Origin of the sequence: Bacillus subtilis subsp. subtilis str. 168 (genome assembly GCF_000009045.1) — a bacterium.
Classification (GTDB): Bacteria; Bacillota; Bacilli; order Bacillales; family Bacillaceae; genus Bacillus; species Bacillus subtilis.
This window is the reverse complement of record NC_000964.3, coordinates 3,609,297-3,626,087: the sequence shown is the minus strand read 5'-3', so window position 1 is coordinate 3,626,087 and position 16,791 is coordinate 3,609,297. Positions and strand designations below refer to the sequence as shown.

Below are 16,791 nucleotides of genomic sequence, written 5' to 3'. Positions count from 1 at the left end.
TTCTCAACATGAAATCAAAGTTATCGATACTAATGATTGGATTTGCGCTTTCTGTTCTGTTGGCTGCCTGCGGATCAAACGATGCAAAAGAAGAGAAGACAGACACTGGCAGCAAGACGGAAGCCACTGCATCTGAAGGGGAAGAATTATATCAGCAAAGCTGCGTAGGCTGCCACGGCAAGGATTTAGAAGGTGTGTCAGGGCCTAATCTCCAAGAGGTCGGAGGCAAATACGATGAACACAAAATTGAAAGCATTATTAAAAACGGCCGCGGCAATATGCCAAAGGGGCTTGTAGATGATAACGAAGCCGCTGTTATTGCCAAATGGCTGTCAGAAAAAAAGTAAGATAAAAACATCCTTGCCGAGTGCTGGCAAGGATGTTTTTATGCCTTGACAATATGAATGAAAAGAAACTGTAATAGTATTATGTCTAAATTTGACGTATAATGAAGTGTATTGAAAAAGGGAACTTTCAGATTTTTCATCTTTTTACAAATGAATGGGTCATAAATTGTCGAATGCATTCGAAGAGTATGACCGTGTGATAGATAAAATGATATAAAAGATTAGGTGATTTCATGATAGAGATGAAGGAAGTATATAAAGCCTATCCGAACGGCGTAAAAGCACTCAATGGGATTTCTGTTACCATTCATCCCGGCGAGTTTGTGTATGTTGTTGGTCCGAGCGGAGCAGGTAAATCTACTTTTATTAAAATGATTTACAGAGAAGAAAAACCGACAAAAGGACAAATTTTAATCAATCATAAAGATCTCGCGACAATTAAAGAAAAAGAGATTCCTTTCGTGCGCCGCAAAATAGGTGTTGTCTTTCAGGATTTCAAGCTTCTTCCGAAACTTACTGTTTTTGAAAATGTGGCATTTGCCCTTGAAGTGATTGGAGAACAGCCGTCTGTCATTAAGAAACGGGTGCTTGAAGTGCTTGATCTCGTGCAGCTGAAGCATAAAGCGCGACAATTTCCTGACCAGCTTTCAGGCGGGGAGCAGCAGCGTGTATCTATTGCCAGATCAATTGTGAACAACCCTGATGTTGTCATTGCTGATGAACCGACAGGAAACCTTGATCCGGATACGTCCTGGGAAGTCATGAAGACGCTGGAGGAAATTAACAACCGCGGGACAACAGTCGTGATGGCGACACATAATAAAGAAATCGTAAACACCATGAAGAAACGTGTCATTGCAATCGAAGATGGTATCATTGTGCGTGATGAGTCAAGAGGGGAGTATGGTTCATATGATTAAAATTCTCGGGCGCCACTTGCGTGAGAGTTTTAAATCTCTCGGGAGAAACACATGGATGACATTTGCATCCATTAGTGCTGTAACCGTTACGCTGATTTTAGTCGGCGTGTTTTTAGTGATTATGCTGAATTTGAATAACATGGCCACGAATGCAGAAAAACAAGTCGAAATCAAAGTGCTGATTGATCTGACTGCAGATCAGAAGGCACAGGACAAGCTTCAGAACGATATTAAGGAACTGAAGGGCATTCAGAGTGTCACTTTTTCATCTAAAGAAAAAGAGCTTGACCAGCTGGTTGACAGTTTTGGTGACAGCGGAAAATCCCTGACAATGAAGGATCAGGAAAACCCGCTTAATGATGCGTTTGTCGTCAAAACGACAGATCCGCATGATACGCCGAACGTGGCGAAAAAGATCGAAAAAATGGATCATGTTTATAAAGTCACTTATGGAAAAGAAGAGGTCAGCCGTTTGTTTAAAGTGGTCGGCGTTTCCCGCAACATCGGAATCGCGTTAATTATCGGCCTGGTATTTACGGCGATGTTCTTAATTTCCAACACCATTAAAATTACAATTTTCGCAAGAAGAAAAGAAATTGAAATCATGAAGCTTGTCGGCGCGACAAACTGGTTTATCCGCTGGCCGTTTTTCCTTGAAGGATTGCTGCTAGGCGTATTCGGTTCTGTGATTCCGATTGCACTGGTGCTGAGCACTTACCAATACGTCATCGGATGGGTCGTTCCAAAGGTTCAAGGATCATTTGTCTCTCTTCTTCCTTATAATCCATTTGTATTCCAAGTTTCGCTAGTGCTGATTGCAATCGGCGCAGTAATTGGAGTATGGGGAAGTCTGACTTCCATCCGCAAGTTTCTGCGAGTATAAAGTGAAAAAGCCGTTCCGTTTTCGGGACGGCTTTTCATTTGCCTTCTTTTTCTTCTATGATTACATGAAATCTCCATCCTTTACATATACTATCTCTAGGTTTTGGTAAAGACAGTCTGGCATACAGGAGGAGTAAAGGATGAATCAAAAAATAATGGCTGTGATAGCAGCAGGGAGCATGCTGTTCGGAGGCGCCGGTGTATATGCGGGAATCAACCTGCTTGAGATGGATAAGCCCCAGACTGCAGCAGTTCCCGCGACGGCACAAGCTGACTCTGAACGGGATAAAGCTATGGACAAAATCGAAAAAGCGTATGAGTTAATTTCGAATGAGTACGTAGAAAAAGTAGATAGAGAAAAGCTGCTCGAGGGAGCCATCCAGGGAATGCTGTCTACGCTAAATGATCCTTATTCTGTTTACATGGACAAGCAGACAGCTAAGCAATTTTCTGATTCTCTTGATTCCTCATTTGAAGGCATCGGGGCTGAGGTTGGAATGGAAGACGGCAAAATTATTATTGTTTCTCCATTCAAGAAATCGCCAGCGGAAAAAGCCGGGTTGAAGCCTAATGATGAAATTATCAGCATCAATGGAGAATCGATGGCCGGCAAGGATTTAAACCACGCTGTGTTAAAAATAAGAGGAAAAAAAGGGTCCAGCGTTTCAATGAAGATTCAGCGGCCTGGAACGAAGAAGCAGTTGTCATTCCGGATCAAGAGAGCTGAGATTCCGCTCGAAACGGTTTTTGCATCAGAGAAAAAAGTACAGGGGCATTCTGTCGGATATATTGCCATCTCTACTTTTTCTGAGCACACCGCAGAGGATTTTGCAAAAGCGCTGAGGGAGCTTGAGAAAAAAGAAATAGAAGGACTTGTCATTGATGTACGCGGCAACCCGGGTGGATATCTTCAAAGTGTGGAAGAAATTCTTAAGCATTTCGTTACAAAGGATCAGCCGTATATTCAGATTGCTGAACGCAATGGAGATAAAAAACGTTATTTTTCAACATTGACCCATAAAAAAGCGTACCCTGTCAATGTGATTACGGATAAAGGAAGTGCCTCTGCATCAGAAATTCTTGCCGGCGCATTAAAGGAAGCTGGCCATTATGATGTTGTAGGCGATACGTCTTTTGGAAAGGGAACGGTTCAACAGGCTGTGCCAATGGGGGACGGCAGCAACATCAAATTAACGCTTTACAAGTGGCTGACGCCAAATGGAAACTGGATTCATAAGAAAGGAATTGAACCGACCATTGCGATTAAGCAGCCCGATTATTTTTCCGCCGGGCCCTTACAGCTGAAAGAGCCGCTTAAAGTGGACATGAACAATGAAGACGTCAAGCATGCGCAGGTATTGTTAAAAGGTCTCAGCTTTGATCCGGGACGTGAGGATGGCTATTTCAGCAAAGACATGAAAAAAGCGGTTATGGCTTTTCAGGATCAAAACAAGCTGAATAAAACCGGTGTGATCGACACTCGCACTGCAGAGACATTAAATCAGCAGATAGAAAAGAAAAAATCAGATGAAAAAAATGATTTGCAGCTTCAAACAGCATTGAAATCATTATTTGTCAATTAAAGGAGATGGTATTTCATCTCCTGTTTCTTTGTGCTTAAAGAGATTATGGATCATAAGTCACATAAAAAATGAGTTTTTGACAAGAAATTAAAAAAATTTTCACAAATAAACATTTATAAAGGACTGTTATTACCCGATATCAATATATGAGAGAGACTTTCTAACGAGTTAATATGCATTTAAAATGAAACTTTTGCAAGTTGCCTAGTCTTTGTTTACTTCATACAATATAAGAAGGTTCTAAAAAGAACAGTAATCAGGTTAATGGCAGCTGAACGACAGGTATTTAAAGAGTAACGTTAGCGAGAATGCTTGTTAGCACTCCAGTACTGCTGCTTATACTGGCCCGTGCTTATCTGTATAAAGAAAATGGGGGTTCACAATTGAAGAGGGCAAGTATTGTGCGTGAAAAAAAAATATTATGAATTAGTGGAACAATTAAAAGACAGAACACAAGACGTAACATTTTCAGCTACAAAAGCACTAAGTCTTCTTATGCTGTTCAGCAGATATTTGGTCAATTACACCAATGTCGAATCAGTAAATGACATTAATGAGGAATGCGCCAAACATTATTTTAACTACTTAATGAAAAACCATAAGCGATTAGGAATTAATCTGACAGATATAAAAAGGTCGATGCATCTAATCAGCGGGTTATTGGATGTGGATGTAAACCACTATTTAAAGGATTTTTCACTATCGAATGTCACGCTGTGGATGACGCAAGAGAGATAAACTCTCCTGAGGATATCCAAGCCATTTAATATTTGATAGAATATGAGTAACATGTTTGGCTTGAGGCGGTGAGAGATAGTGTCTGTTCAATGGGGAATTGAACTGTTAAAAAGCGCGGGCTTGTTCTTCTTACACCCGCTTTTCTGGTTTTTTATCATCATAACCTTGGCTTTCGGCTATGTAAGAATCAAACGGGAACGAAAAACCTTTCATACAAGAATAGCAGATATTTATGATGATCTGAAATTTACATATACAAAGGGACTGATTCCAGGTCTTCTTTTGTCAGTTATTTTAGGTGGACTCGGAATATCGATTCCTCTCGGTTTACTTGCGATTATTGCCGTTATCACTGCAGCGGCAGCGTTCACTCTTCGCGCAAACTGGATGTCTGCTGCATATATCGTCAGTGTGAGTATGCTGATAGGTTTTGGACTGCAAATATATCAGGCGGAGCCCTTTCTGGAGAGATTTCCGCAAGGATTTGCAGTTGTTTGGCCGGCTGTGGCTGTGTTTCTAGGTTTGCTGATTATCACTGAAGGAGCGGTTGCTTATCGTTCTGCGCATGTGAGAACATCACCGGCACTTGTCGTAAGCAGCCGCGGTTTGCCGATCGGACAGCAGCTGGCAAACCGGGTTTGGCTTTTGCCGCTGTTCCTTCTCGTGCCCGGTAATGGTTTAGAATCGCACCTTAGCTGGTGGCCCGTGTTTACGGTTCCCGGCGGCTCATTCCATTTTCTATGGATTCCTTACTTTGTCGGATTTGGACAAAGGGTACAGGGATCGCTGCCTGAAACGAGTATAAGGATCACAGCGAAACGCGTTTGTATTCTCGGTCTTGCCGTCGCAGTTCTCGGTGCAGCGAGCTTACTGTGGACGCCGCTTGCGGGTGCAGCGGTCTGTACCGCTTTGTTAGGGCGTATTTTTCTGTCCATAAAGCAAAGAGTGAATGATAACGCGGCTCCGTTTTATTTCTCGAAAAGGGATCAGGGCTTAATGGTGCTTGGGATTATCCCCAATACGCCGGCTGAGGATCTGGAATTGAAAATCGGGGAAATCATAACGAAAGTCAATGGCATACCGGTTAAGAACGTTTCTGATTTCTATGAAGCGCTTCAGCATAACCGTGCATATGTAAAGCTTGAAATTATCGGTTTGAATGGAGAAATTCGTTTTGACCAGCGAGCTTCTTATGAAGGAGAACATCATGAATTGGGCATCCTCTTCGTAAAGGATGACCGTGAAGACGAAGCAGTCGCTTCGGGATCATAAAAGGCAGCCCGGCACCGCAGGATGATGCGATGCCGGGCTGTTTTGTGTTACGCTGAGTTTTTTTCTATCCGTGCCGTTTCATCAGATTTGATGCCCAATGAAACAAAAACGCCGATGATGGATACAGCAAAGAGAATCATAAATAGGGTGTGATATCCCGAAATCAGGCCAATTAAGGCTGATGAAATGATGCTTCCGAAATAACGGAAGGTCGAGAAAATCCCAGATGCCACTCCTGACATACCGGGGTCTACTGTGGCAAGGGATGAAACCTGCATGCTGGTCAGACCGACTCCGGAAGCGAGCCCGCCAAGGATAAGAGAGAGCATGAGGAACAAGACAGAATGCGAGCTGCTTAACAGCAAAAATAATAGATTCGCACCAGCCATCATGGCAAATGAAAGAAAAATGATTTTTTTGGCTCCCCATTTGTGATGGAGCTGCGCGCCCACCCAGTTGCTGGCTGACATGAAGATCGAAAATACAGAAAGCGCCATCCCGCTGTTAGATGTATTAAGCCCAAATTGGTTCGTCATAAATAACGGCATAATCAATAAGACGGCATACATCATCAAATTGCTTAACAAGACTGATAGATTCGCATTTGTAAAGGTTGAGCTTTTAAACAGTGCAAAGTCAATGATGGGGTGCTGGGTACGTTTTTCTCTTCTGAAAAAAAGCGGAACAAAAAGAAGTATCAATACACTGTATACAGTATATCCCCATGGAGCCTCATTTTTCGTCAGCAGGATAATGGAAACGATGCTGCCTGCAAGCAAGAGAGAGCCGATGATATCCAGCGGCGCGTCAGATTTATTTTCTTTATATTGAGGAAACATCGTTAATGCCGTAAATAAAGCAATGGCGAGGAACGGGATGTTGACCCAAAAAATCGAATGCCAGCTGAAGCTGTCAATCAGTATAGAGCCGATAAAAGGCCCGAGTGCTGCACCAAGTCCCGCGCCCAGTCCGAAAAATCCAAACACTTTCGGTAGGCGTTTTTCAGAAACAACATGCCGGATAATGGCAATGCTGTTTGGCGTAAGCAATGCCCCGCCGACAGCCTGCAATGCCCGAAAGACAATTAACAGGAGCAGACTCGGTGAAAGGGCGCAGCCTAGAGATGCGATTAGAAAAAGGCCGACTCCCCATAAGTACATTGTTTTATTGCCGTACATGTCACCGAGCTTTCCTGCAATCGGCTGTGTGACTGCCATCACGATTAAATAAACGGTAACCACCCAAGTGATGCTTGCGATGGACTCGTTATACGTATGGGAAATAGATGAGAGCGCGACCGCGATCATCGTTGAGTTAATGGGAACCAGAATGGCCCCCAATAATAGCGAGACGATCAGCGCCCATTCTTTTCTTGAGCTCATTGGGATCCTCCTTTTTATTATGCCAAGGAGTTAATCAGCAGAAATTCCTTTGACAAATAGAGCTGTGCTATGCTCCAGCATTTTTTCCTGGGGCATTGATATGACCCGGTCTCCTAAGTGGAGACGGTGAATGAAATAACCGAAGATAATCGACATGAACACGTCGGCATGTTCCGCTTCATTTCCTGTCTGAATAACCCCTTTCTCACCCATCGTTTTGAGATAATCAACCAATAGCTGTTTCATAGATTGGGGATATTCAGTGACGTGGTTAATGACATCCTGAAACATGGCCGGTTCACGAAAGCTGATTTTAATGATATCTTTTCTATGTTCGAGCTCCTCCAAGAGACAGGTTCCGATATGAAGCAGGTCTTTGTACAAATCCCCTTCTGTTTGTTCCAAAATGCTGCCTCTGTTTGAAGAATGCTGAGAAAGCAAAGCCTCAACTAGTCCTTGTTTGTTTTTAAAGTTCCTGAAAATCGTCGCTTCACTTACATTTGCTTTTTCTGCAATTTCTTTTGTAGTCGTTGCGCGATATCCTTTTTTGACGAGCAGCTGCATGGCAGCATCAAGGATTCTCTTGTTTGTCGGTCTCAATACGTTTCACCTCACGAATATACTGGCAGGACAAGTATACACCCGCCCCGCTTGTATAAGAAAGAGGGGGACGCATCAGGACCGGCTGACAACTGTGATTTTGCCGCTGCTTCCGTCAACAGTGATGATGTCACCGTCTCGCAGTCTTTCGGTTGCCGTGCGTGTGCCGAGAACGGCTGGAATGCCGTATTCACGGGCAATAATCGCAGCGTGAGACAAAATGCCGCCTGTGTCTGTAATAATCGCTTTGGCGTCTTGAAACAGGCTGGTCCATAGCGGTGTGGTCATCTTGCAAACGAGTACGTCTCCAGGCGCGAATTGAGAAAATTCATTGGCGTCCCGAATGATTTTCACCGGACCTGTCGCAATGCCGCTTGATGCCGCAATGCCAAAAATATGATTCTCTGTGTTTTTTTCATCCTCTATCACAGCGCCGACAATTTCTTCAGCTGCTTTGAGCTGTTCTTTTGTCGGGGTGCCGAGGTAGGCCGGGGCTTGGGCCAGCTCATACTCATGAAAAATCTGTCTGCGTTTTTCAGCCTTTTCTTGCAGGGATACAGGGTGAAGAAGCGCTTGTTCCACTTCGTCGTCATATAAGAACCAAAGGTCCTCCCGATCTTGAATGACACCGTTTTCCGCCAGCAATTCACCTATCTTCAGCAGAAAGATTCTCGCCTTGGCATCCAGCATGGCGTCAATATAAAAGTGGTGATCATCTTTTATATTTGCAGAGTTCAGTGTCCATTGATAATAGCGGTCAAATTCGGTGCGTAAACCGGGATCTTCTATGCTTTCCAAGAATTCATTGTATAATTTCTCTCGTTTTTCTTTTGTTTTCTGAAATTCATTGTCAAAATGATAGCCATTACGGACATAATTTTGAATATTGGCCAGAGCGAAATACGGATTTTCCACCCAGATTTGTTCAATCAGATCATGACTTTTAACAGATCTCCATCCGTATTCTTGCAAGAATTCATGGACGTTCTTCAGGAAGTGTCTTCCCTCATCTGTTTGTTCCAATTTCTCCTGGAGCTGTTCAGGCTTGTTGTTTTCAAAAATGGCCAGAAGGTTCGGGTTCTCCTGAACTTCCACAGAAAATAGCCATAAGCAACGGTCCGTTTCCAGTGATTTGTTCATTTTTCCTGTCAGCATCTCGTAAAAATGAGCGTTTTCGGACTCTCCTTGAATGTCCTGATACATCGCTTGCAGTTTGTTTGTTAAAAGGATTTGCGGGAAAACGATATTAAAGTGCTCTTCATAAGCCGTGAGATAAAAGGCCTTTAGTTTTTGAAAAGCTTCCAGTGCGCTTTCTGCGGTATGCTCAGTTTGTGCGAGCTGGTCCAGTGTCCGGTAAAAAGGGAGGTATGTGTGATTGATGATGTCATACATATGCTCCGATAAAATCGGGAAAAGCTCTTTGCCGCAGTCTTCAGAAGGAGGCTGCTGTCCGCCTTGGTTTTTGGAATAAATATGTCCGCGATAAAGTTTTACTTCATCAACAACTACACCAATCGGAAACTTTTGCATGCTCTTCTTCAAGCCATATTCCAATGCCGGCACGATGAAGGATGAAAATAACGGACTCACCGGACCTTCAATATTAGACTCCATGTTAAGCCAGAAATCATTCATATCAGTGTCGGTAATCATGAAGCTGCGTTTTTCTTCTGCCGCTTTTTTGTCCTGATCAATGGTTGTAATCGGGCGAGCTTGCAGAAGGTATATTTGATGATCAGCAATTCCAAATTCTATATCAACAGGATATCCGTACAGGTCTTCGGTTTTTTTTGTGATTTCAGCCAATTCAATCACTTGTTCATCTGTAAGGCAAAAACGGCTGCGCATGTCTTCACTCGTTTCTTTTTCAGCAATTCCTTCTGCCGCAGACTCCATGTAGATTTCCTTTGCACCTATTTCTTTCTGAATCTCAAACGAAGATTTATTAACAATGAACGTGTCTGGGGTAACATTTCCTGAAACAACAGCTTCACCCAACCCGTAGCTGGCGCTGATTAAAAGCTCTCTATCATCATGGGTAACAGGGTTGCGGCTGAAGATAACACCTGACATTTCTGAATCGATCAGCCCCTGAACGACTATTCCCATTAACGGCTCTGCGATTTGATTGTTCATTTTTTTCTTATAGCTGCTGACCCGCCCAGAAAAAAATGAGGCCCAGCATTCTTTCACTTTAGCCAGAAACTCTTCCTCTGTTTTGATATTTAAGTAGGTTTCATATTGACCCGCGAATGAGGCGCCTTCTAAATCTTCCGAAGCAGACGAAGAACGCACGGCTACGGATCGATATGATTCTCTAAGCTTATAAAAGGAACTAGTCAGCTCATCTTTCAGCTCATCCGAAAATGTTCCGGAAATGATCCCGCCTTCGACGTTTTCACTAGTCTCTTGAAGCTGGTTGTCCTCCATAAAACGTGCGAGCGCATTCGTTTGAATAATAAACCCGTCCGGAACAGGAAGACCGTGTTTGGTCAATTTAATCAAATTCATTCCTTTTGCTCCAGCCAGCTGGCTGGACTCTTCTGCCTGGCGAAATAAAACAGAATACATATTTGAAACCCCTCTTTTCTTCATTCATTTTGTTTTTCTCTCTAGTCTTTTTATTGCGGAGCCTGTGTTTAAAAAATGATAGTAAACACTATCATTTAATTGTAGGTTTTCAGGAAAATGCTGTCAAACGCAGAAAGTCCTAAATAAAATGAATAGTTAAGTTGGTTATATTATCCTGAAAAATGCGGCCGTACTGGTACTGTATGCCTATTTTCTTTTATTCTCGGAATCTGGCGGCGGACTTGATGATGTAATAAAAAAAGTGCCGCTGATTAGAACAGCGGCACCATGGAATAAGTTTTGACCGGCACCAAAATGCAAATATGGTGATTGATTTTGGCTGAAAAGGGGTATGGTGTAAGTAGAGGGAGCGAATGCACGATTGTCCGATTCTTCATTTTTTACTATAATCAGATCAGATGAAGAATCCCTGAGGAGGGTTTTTGTTGATTACAAAAGCCGTTTTTGCATTGTTTTTCCCTTTTATGCTTGTTGTTCTATTTACTAGAGTCACCTTTAATCATTATGTGGCGATCGCTTTAACAGCTGCATTGCTGTTTGCCTCTTATTTAAAAGGCTATACAGAAACGTATTTTATTGTAGGATTGGATGTTGTGTCTCTTGTGGCTGGCGGACTGTATATGGCCAAAAAAGCTGCAGAGAAAAAAGAAGAATAAATCGGACATAATGAATATAAAGACTGAATACCTGCTTTTACGTTTTAAAAGCAGGTTTTTTATACACAAAAACAGCTGGAAATAAAAAACCACCGAACTTTAGTTCGTATTTTTAGTGATTTTGCTTTCCATTGTGTTACTATATCTATAGGAAGATTTCGTTAAAGAAACGGAGGCTTATTTTTGTGAAAGATCGCTTTGAGTTAGTCTCGAAATATCAGCCCCAGGGAGATCAGCCGAAAGCCATTGAAAAGCTTGTGAAAGGAATTCAGGAGGGCAAGAAGCATCAGACTCTGCTGGGTGCAACAGGAACTGGGAAAACATTTACGGTGTCCAATTTGATTAAAGAAGTCAATAAGCCGACTCTCGTGATTGCCCATAACAAAACCCTTGCTGGACAGCTTTACAGTGAGTTCAAGGAATTTTTTCCGAACAATGCTGTCGAGTATTTTGTCAGCTACTATGATTATTATCAGCCGGAGGCGTATGTGCCTCAAACGGATACATTTATAGAGAAAGACGCTAGTATTAATGATGAAATTGATAAACTGAGACACTCCGCCACATCAGCTTTGTTTGAGCGCAGAGATGTCATTATTATTGCGAGTGTGTCTTGTATATACGGCCTCGGTTCGCCTGAGGAATACCGGGAAATGGTCGTGTCACTGCGGACTGAAATGGAAATTGAGCGCAACGAGCTGCTCAGAAAACTTGTAGACATCCAATATGCCCGCAACGATATCGACTTTCAGCGCGGTACATTTCGTGTGCGCGGGGATGTAGTGGAAATCTTTCCGGCATCCCGTGATGAGCATTGTGTCAGAGTTGAATTTTTCGGTGACGAAATCGAACGGATTCGGGAAGTAGATGCGCTGACAGGAGAAATTCTCGGCGACCGAGATCATGTTGCGATTTTCCCGGCATCCCACTTCGTAACGCGGGCCGAGAAAATGGAGAAGGCGATTCAAAATATCGAGAAGGAGCTTGAGGAGCAGCTGAAGGTCATGCATGAAAACGGAAAGCTCCTTGAAGCGCAGCGTTTAGAGCAGCGGACAAGATATGATCTTGAAATGATGCGTGAAATGGGTTTCTGCTCCGGCATCGAGAACTATTCAAGACATTTGACTCTGCGGCCTCCAGGTTCAACGCCGTATACGCTTCTTGATTATTTCCCAGACGATTTTATGATCGTGGTGGATGAGTCGCATGTGACAATTCCTCAGGTGCGCGGCATGTTTAACGGAGACCAGGCGCGGAAACAGGTGCTCGTGGATCACGGCTTCCGGCTTCCATCAGCGCTTGATAACCGTCCGCTTCGTTTTGAGGAATTTGAAAAGCATATGCACAATATCGTGTATGTATCAGCAACACCAGGGCCGTACGAGATTGAACATACAGATGAAATGGTCGAACAGATCATTCGTCCGACGGGGCTTCTTGACCCGCTTATTGACGTCCGTCCAATCGAAGGTCAGATTGACGACTTGATCGGCGAAATTCAAGCAAGAATCGAGCGGAATGAACGGGTGCTTGTGACAACTTTGACGAAGAAGATGTCAGAGGATCTGACCGATTATTTAAAGGAAATCGGCATTAAAGTAAACTATCTGCATTCTGAGATCAAGACGCTTGAACGGATTGAAATTATCCGCGACCTGCGCCTTGGCAAGTACGATGTGCTTGTCGGCATCAACCTGCTGAGGGAAGGTTTGGACATTCCCGAAGTATCCCTTGTTGCGATTTTGGATGCGGATAAGGAAGGTTTCCTTCGTTCGGAGCGGTCGCTGATCCAGACCATCGGACGGGCAGCGAGAAATGCGGAAGGCCGCGTCATTATGTACGCCGATAAAATAACGAAGTCTATGGAAATTGCGATTAATGAAACAAAACGCCGCCGCGAGCAGCAGGAGCGGTTTAACGAAGAGCACGGCATTACGCCGAAAACGATAAATAAAGAAATTCGCGATGTCATTCGTGCCACAGTAGCAGCTGAGGATAAAGCGGAATACAAAACAAAAGCCGCGCCGAAGCTGTCGAAAATGACGAAGAAAGAACGCCAGAAAGTCGTTGAACAGATGGAGCATGAAATGAAGGAAGCCGCCAAGGCGCTTGACTTTGAGAGAGCCGCGGAGCTTCGCGATTTACTTTTAGAGCTAAAAGCGGAAGGATGATGAACAAATGGCTATGGATCGGATAGAGGTGAAGGGAGCCAGGGCGCATAACCTGAAAAATATAGATGTAACGATTCCGAGAGATCAGCTTGTCGTTGTCACGGGTTTGTCCGGATCAGGTAAATCCTCCCTTGCCTTTGACACGATATATGCTGAAGGACAGAGACGGTATGTCGAGTCGCTGTCTGCCTATGCCCGCCAGTTTTTAGGGCAAATGGATAAGCCGGATGTGGATGCAATTGAGGGGCTCTCTCCCGCCATCAGCATTGATCAGAAAACAACGAGCCGCAATCCGAGGTCTACTGTCGGTACGGTAACTGAGATTTATGATTATCTGCGTCTTTTATATGCGAGAGTAGGGAAGCCTCATTGTCCGGAACACGGAATTGAGATTACATCCCAGACCATCGAGCAAATGGTGGACAGAATTCTGGAATACCCGGAACGGACGAAGCTTCAGGTGCTGGCGCCGATTGTCTCGGGCCGAAAAGGCGCTCATGTCAAAGTGCTTGAACAGATTAGGAAACAAGGCTATGTCAGAGTCAGAATTGACGGCGAGATGGCTGAGCTTTCCGACGATATCGAATTAGAAAAGAACAAGAAGCATTCCATTGAGGTAGTCATTGACCGGATTGTCGTGAAAGAAGGCGTGGCAGCCCGGCTGTCAGATTCATTGGAAACGGCGCTTCGTTTAGGTGAAGGACGGGTTATGATCGATGTCATCGGTGAGGAAGAGCTGATGTTCAGCGAGCATCATGCCTGTCCGCACTGCGGATTTTCAATTGGTGAGCTTGAGCCGCGTCTGTTTTCGTTTAACAGTCCGTTCGGGGCGTGTCCGACGTGTGACGGTCTCGGAATGAAGCTTGAAGTGGATGCCGATCTTGTCATCCCCAATCAAGATTTGTCATTGAAGGAGAATGCGGTCGCCCCTTGGACACCGATCAGCTCACAATATTATCCTCAGCTGCTTGAGGCAGTCTGCACCCACTACGGGATTGATATGGATGTGCCGGTCAAAGATTTGCCGAAGCATCAACTGGATAAAGTGCTGTACGGCAGCGGGGATGACCTGATTTATTTCCGATATGAAAATGATTTTGGACAAATCCGCGAAGGTGAAATTCAATTTGAAGGCGTATTGCGCAACATTGAAAGACGCTATAAGGAGACAGGCTCCGATTTCATACGTGAGCAAATGGAGCAGTATATGTCTCAGAAGTCTTGTCCGACGTGCAAAGGCTATCGGTTAAAGAAAGAGGCGCTTGCCGTACTGATTGACGGCCGCCACATTGGGAAAATTACCGAGCTGTCTGTCGCCGACGCACTTGCCTTCTTTAAAGATCTTACCCTTTCTGAGAAGGATATGCAGATCGCCAATTTGATTTTGCGCGAAATTGTGGAGCGCTTAAGCTTTCTGGACAAAGTCGGCCTCGATTACCTGACATTGAGCAGGGCAGCGGGTACATTGTCCGGAGGAGAGGCGCAGCGCATCAGGCTGGCGACTCAAATTGGCTCGCGTTTATCCGGTGTGCTTTATATTTTAGATGAGCCGTCTATCGGTCTGCATCAGCGTGATAACGACCGCTTGATCAGCGCTCTGAAAAATATGAGAGACCTCGGGAACACGCTGATTGTTGTCGAACATGATGAGGACACGATGATGGCAGCAGATTATTTAATAGATATTGGACCGGGAGCCGGCATTCACGGCGGACAGGTGATATCTGCGGGTACGCCGGAAGAAGTGATGGAAGATCCAAATTCATTAACGGGCAGCTATTTATCAGGGAAAAAGTTTATCCCATTGCCTCCTGAAAGAAGAAAGCCGGACGGACGTTACATTGAAATTAAAGGTGCATCAGAAAACAACCTGAAAAAAGTGAATGCCAAGTTCCCGCTTGGGACGTTTACAGCAGTTACAGGTGTTTCCGGTTCAGGAAAGAGTACACTCGTTAATGAAATTTTGCATAAGGCGCTGGCGCAAAAGCTTCATAAAGCGAAAGCGAAGCCCGGCAGCCATAAAGAGATTAAAGGTTTGGATCATTTAGATAAAGTCATTGACATTGACCAGGCGCCAATCGGAAGAACGCCGAGATCCAACCCTGCGACATACACCGGTGTATTTGATGACATTCGTGATGTATTCGCGCAGACAAATGAAGCGAAGGTCCGCGGCTATAAAAAAGGCCGTTTCAGCTTCAACGTGAAGGGCGGACGATGTGAAGCCTGCCGCGGAGACGGGATTATTAAAATTGAAATGCACTTCCTTCCTGACGTATACGTTCCATGCGAGGTGTGTCACGGCAAACGCTATAACCGTGAAACGCTTGAAGTGACGTACAAAGGAAAAAGCATCTCTGATGTGCTTGATATGACGGTTGAAGATGCTCTTTCTTTCTTTGAAAATATCCCGAAAATCAAACGCAAGCTCCAAACCCTTTATGATGTTGGTTTAGGTTATATTACGCTCGGCCAGCCGGCGACGACCTTGTCAGGCGGAGAAGCGCAGCGCGTGAAGCTCGCGTCAGAGCTGCACAAACGCTCAACCGGACGTACGCTCTACATTTTAGATGAGCCGACGACAGGTTTGCATGTCGACGATATCGCCAGGCTTCTTGTCGTGCTGCAACGGTTGGTAGACAACGGAGACACTGTACTGGTTATTGAGCACAATCTTGATATCATTAAGACGGCCGATTACATTGTGGATTTGGGCCCGGAAGGCGGAGCCGGAGGCGGAACCATTGTCGCGTCTGGAACGCCTGAGGAAATCACTGAAGTTGAAGAATCGTATACAGGCCGTTATTTAAAGCCTGTTATCGAACGTGACAAAACACGCATGAAATCGCTCTTGAAAGCAAAAGAAACAGCTACATCTTAAAACCCTCTGTTAAGAGGGGACAGCTTGTCGGCAAGTCCATCCTTGGGCTTAGCAGGCAAGCTTTTTCTTTACGGCATAATAGGTTTAGAAGTGAACTTACTGTTCAAGCAGGAAACACAGGTACACAACAAGCAGAAGATCTTGGTGCAATTAAAGATGAAATGGATGCGCTTATTGAGGAAGTTGATGGCATTTCAAATCGTACTGAATTCAACGGCAAAAAGTTATTAGATGGTACTGAAACTGATGGTTTCACTTTCCAAATTGGAGCAAATGCTGGCCAGCAGCTTACAGTTAACATTGACAGCATGTCATCAACTGCTTTAGGAGTAAACGCACTTAATGTAACAGATTTTGCTAATACTCCTTTTGATACACAACTTGAAAGTATTGATACTGCAATCAACAATGTCTCAAACCAACGTGCTAAACTTGGTGCGGTACAAAACCGTCTAGAGCACACAATCAACAACCTTGGTGCTTCTTCTGAAAACCTGACAGCTGCTGAGTCCCGTATCCGTGACGTTGACATGGCGAAAGAAATGAGCGAGTTCACAAAGAACAACATTCCTTCTCAAGCTTCTCAAGCGATGCTTGCTCAAGCAAACCAACAGCCGCAAAACGTGCTTCAATTGTTACGTTAATTTTGAACGGCTATCTCTTTCTGATAGTTACAGCTTGCCGACAGAGTCCATTAACTGGATGTGCCGGCAGGCTTTTTTTGTTACAATCATTTTGTGACAGCCAGGGAATCACTTGTTTTTTCA

At 44.2% G+C, this 16,791-nt stretch carries 11 protein-coding genes, 3 pseudogenes and 3 other annotated features; of the genes and pseudogenes, 11 read left to right on the top strand and 3 right to left on the bottom strand.

Annotated elements, in window-relative coordinates:
* Positions 1 to 8 precede the first annotated feature (8 nt).
* From cccB to minJ, 7 genes and pseudogenes are all read left to right on the top strand, one after another.
* Positions 9 to 347 (top strand): cytochrome c551, encoded by a 339-nt coding sequence (cccB, locus tag BSU_35270; RefSeq protein NP_391407.1) that lies wholly within the window; start codon positions 9 to 11, stop codon positions 345 to 347.
* 233 nt (positions 348 to 580) lie between these two features.
* Entirely contained in the window at positions 581 to 1,267 is a 687-nt protein-coding gene (gene ftsE, locus BSU_35260) for a cell-division signal transducer (ATP-binding protein) (RefSeq protein ID NP_391406.1), read from the top strand.
* Positions 1,260 to 2,150: a cell-division ABC transporter gene (gene ftsX, locus BSU_35250; RefSeq protein ID NP_391405.1), complete on the top strand. Its 891-nt coding sequence runs from the start codon at positions 1,260 to 1,262 to the stop codon at positions 2,148 to 2,150. Before ftsE ends, ftsX begins: the two co-directional genes overlap by 8 nt.
* Positions 2,151 to 2,289: 139 nt before the next feature.
* A complete protein-coding gene (ctpB, locus tag BSU_35240) occupies positions 2,290 to 3,732 on the top strand; it encodes a PDZ-containing carboxyl-terminal protease processing protease [Zn(II)] (protein NP_391404.1) in 1,443 nt (480 codons plus the stop codon).
* Positions 3,733 to 4,040: 308 nt separating this feature from the next.
* Positions 4,041 to 4,157 (top strand) — a sequence feature (Evidence 1a: Function from experimental evidences in the studied strain; Product type cp: cell process).
* Positions 4,041 to 4,157: pseudogene (gene swrAAn / locus BSU_35239) on the top strand. Its footprint overlaps the feature before it by 117 nt.
* Positions 4,132 to 4,470 (top strand) — a sequence feature (Evidence 1a: Function from experimental evidences in the studied strain; PubMedId: 15066026, 16030230; Product type cp: cell process). It overlaps the preceding pseudogene by 26 nt.
* Positions 4,132 to 4,470: pseudogene (swrAAc, locus tag BSU_35230) on the top strand. Its footprint overlaps the feature before it by 339 nt. Before swrAAn ends, swrAAc begins: the two co-directional pseudogenes overlap by 26 nt.
* A 78-nt stretch (positions 4,471 to 4,548) precedes the next feature.
* Positions 4,549 to 5,742 carry a topological determinant of cell division gene (gene minJ / locus BSU_35220; protein NP_391402.1) on the top strand — a complete coding sequence of 398 codons (1,194 nt, stop codon included), beginning with the start codon at positions 4,549 to 4,551 and terminating at the stop codon, positions 5,740 to 5,742.
* A 47-nt stretch (positions 5,743 to 5,789) separates the two neighbouring features.
* Here minJ and yvkA read toward each other — a convergent pair whose 3' ends face one another.
* The 3 genes from yvkA to yvkC all read right to left on the bottom strand — a co-directional run bounded on the left by yvkA (position 5,790) and on the right by yvkC (position 10,295).
* A complete protein-coding gene (yvkA, locus tag BSU_35210) occupies positions 5,790 to 7,124 on the bottom strand; it encodes a putative efflux transporter (RefSeq protein NP_391401.1) in 1,335 nt (444 codons plus the stop codon).
* Between the two features lie 30 nt (positions 7,125 to 7,154).
* Complete coding sequence (gene yvkB / locus BSU_35200) at positions 7,155 to 7,724, bottom strand: putative transcriptional regulator (TetR/AcrR family) (protein ID NP_391400.1); 570 nt, start codon at positions 7,722 to 7,724, stop codon at positions 7,155 to 7,157.
* A gap of 75 nt (positions 7,725 to 7,799) precedes the next feature.
* Positions 7,800 to 10,295 (bottom strand): putative phosphotransferase, encoded by a 2,496-nt coding sequence (gene yvkC / locus BSU_35190; RefSeq protein ID NP_391399.1) that lies wholly within the window; start codon positions 10,293 to 10,295, stop codon positions 7,800 to 7,802.
* 446 nt (positions 10,296 to 10,741) lie between these two features.
* On the opposite strand from yvkC, the gene csbA reads away from it, so the two are divergent.
* From csbA to yvzB, 4 genes and pseudogenes are all read left to right on the top strand, one after another.
* Positions 10,742 to 10,972, top strand: a complete 231-nt coding sequence (gene csbA, locus BSU_35180; RefSeq protein NP_391398.1) for a conserved membrane protein of unknown function — start codon at positions 10,742 to 10,744, stop codon at positions 10,970 to 10,972.
* A 185-nt stretch (positions 10,973 to 11,157) separates the two neighbouring features.
* Positions 11,158 to 13,143: an excinuclease ABC (subunit B) gene (gene uvrB, locus BSU_35170; RefSeq protein ID NP_391397.1), complete on the top strand. Its 1,986-nt coding sequence runs from the start codon at positions 11,158 to 11,160 to the stop codon at positions 13,141 to 13,143.
* Positions 13,144 to 13,150: 7 nt separating this feature from the next.
* Positions 13,151 to 16,024: an excinuclease ABC (subunit A) gene (gene uvrA, locus BSU_35160; protein NP_391396.1), complete on the top strand. Its 2,874-nt coding sequence runs from the start codon at positions 13,151 to 13,153 to the stop codon at positions 16,022 to 16,024.
* A 161-nt stretch (positions 16,025 to 16,185) separates the two neighbouring features.
* Positions 16,186 to 16,668: a sequence feature (Evidence 3: Putative function from multiple computational evidences; PubMedId: 16936039; Product type s: structure), on the top strand.
* Positions 16,186 to 16,668: pseudogene (gene yvzB / locus BSU_35150) on the top strand. (Overlaps the previous feature by 483 nt.)
* Positions 16,669 to 16,791: the final 123 nt, after the last annotated feature.

Coding starts and splice junctions, on each gene's coding strand:
- cccB (NP_391407.1), top strand. CDS start 9: ATGAAATCAAAGTTATCGATACTAATGATTGGATTTGCGCTTTCTGTT.
- ftsE (NP_391406.1), top strand. CDS start 581: ATGATAGAGATGAAGGAAGTATATAAAGCCTATCCGAACGGCGTAAAA.
- ftsX (NP_391405.1), top strand. CDS start 1,260: ATGATTAAAATTCTCGGGCGCCACTTGCGTGAGAGTTTTAAATCTCTC.
- ctpB (NP_391404.1), top strand. CDS start 2,290: ATGAATCAAAAAATAATGGCTGTGATAGCAGCAGGGAGCATGCTGTTC.
- yvkA (NP_391401.1), bottom strand. CDS start 7,124: ATGAGCTCAAGAAAAGAATGGGCGCTGATCGTCTCGCTATTATTGGGG.
- yvkC (NP_391399.1), bottom strand. CDS start 10,295: ATGTATTCTGTTTTATTTCGCCAGGCAGAAGAGTCCAGCCAGCTGGCT.
- uvrA (NP_391396.1), top strand. CDS start 13,151: ATGGCTATGGATCGGATAGAGGTGAAGGGAGCCAGGGCGCATAACCTG.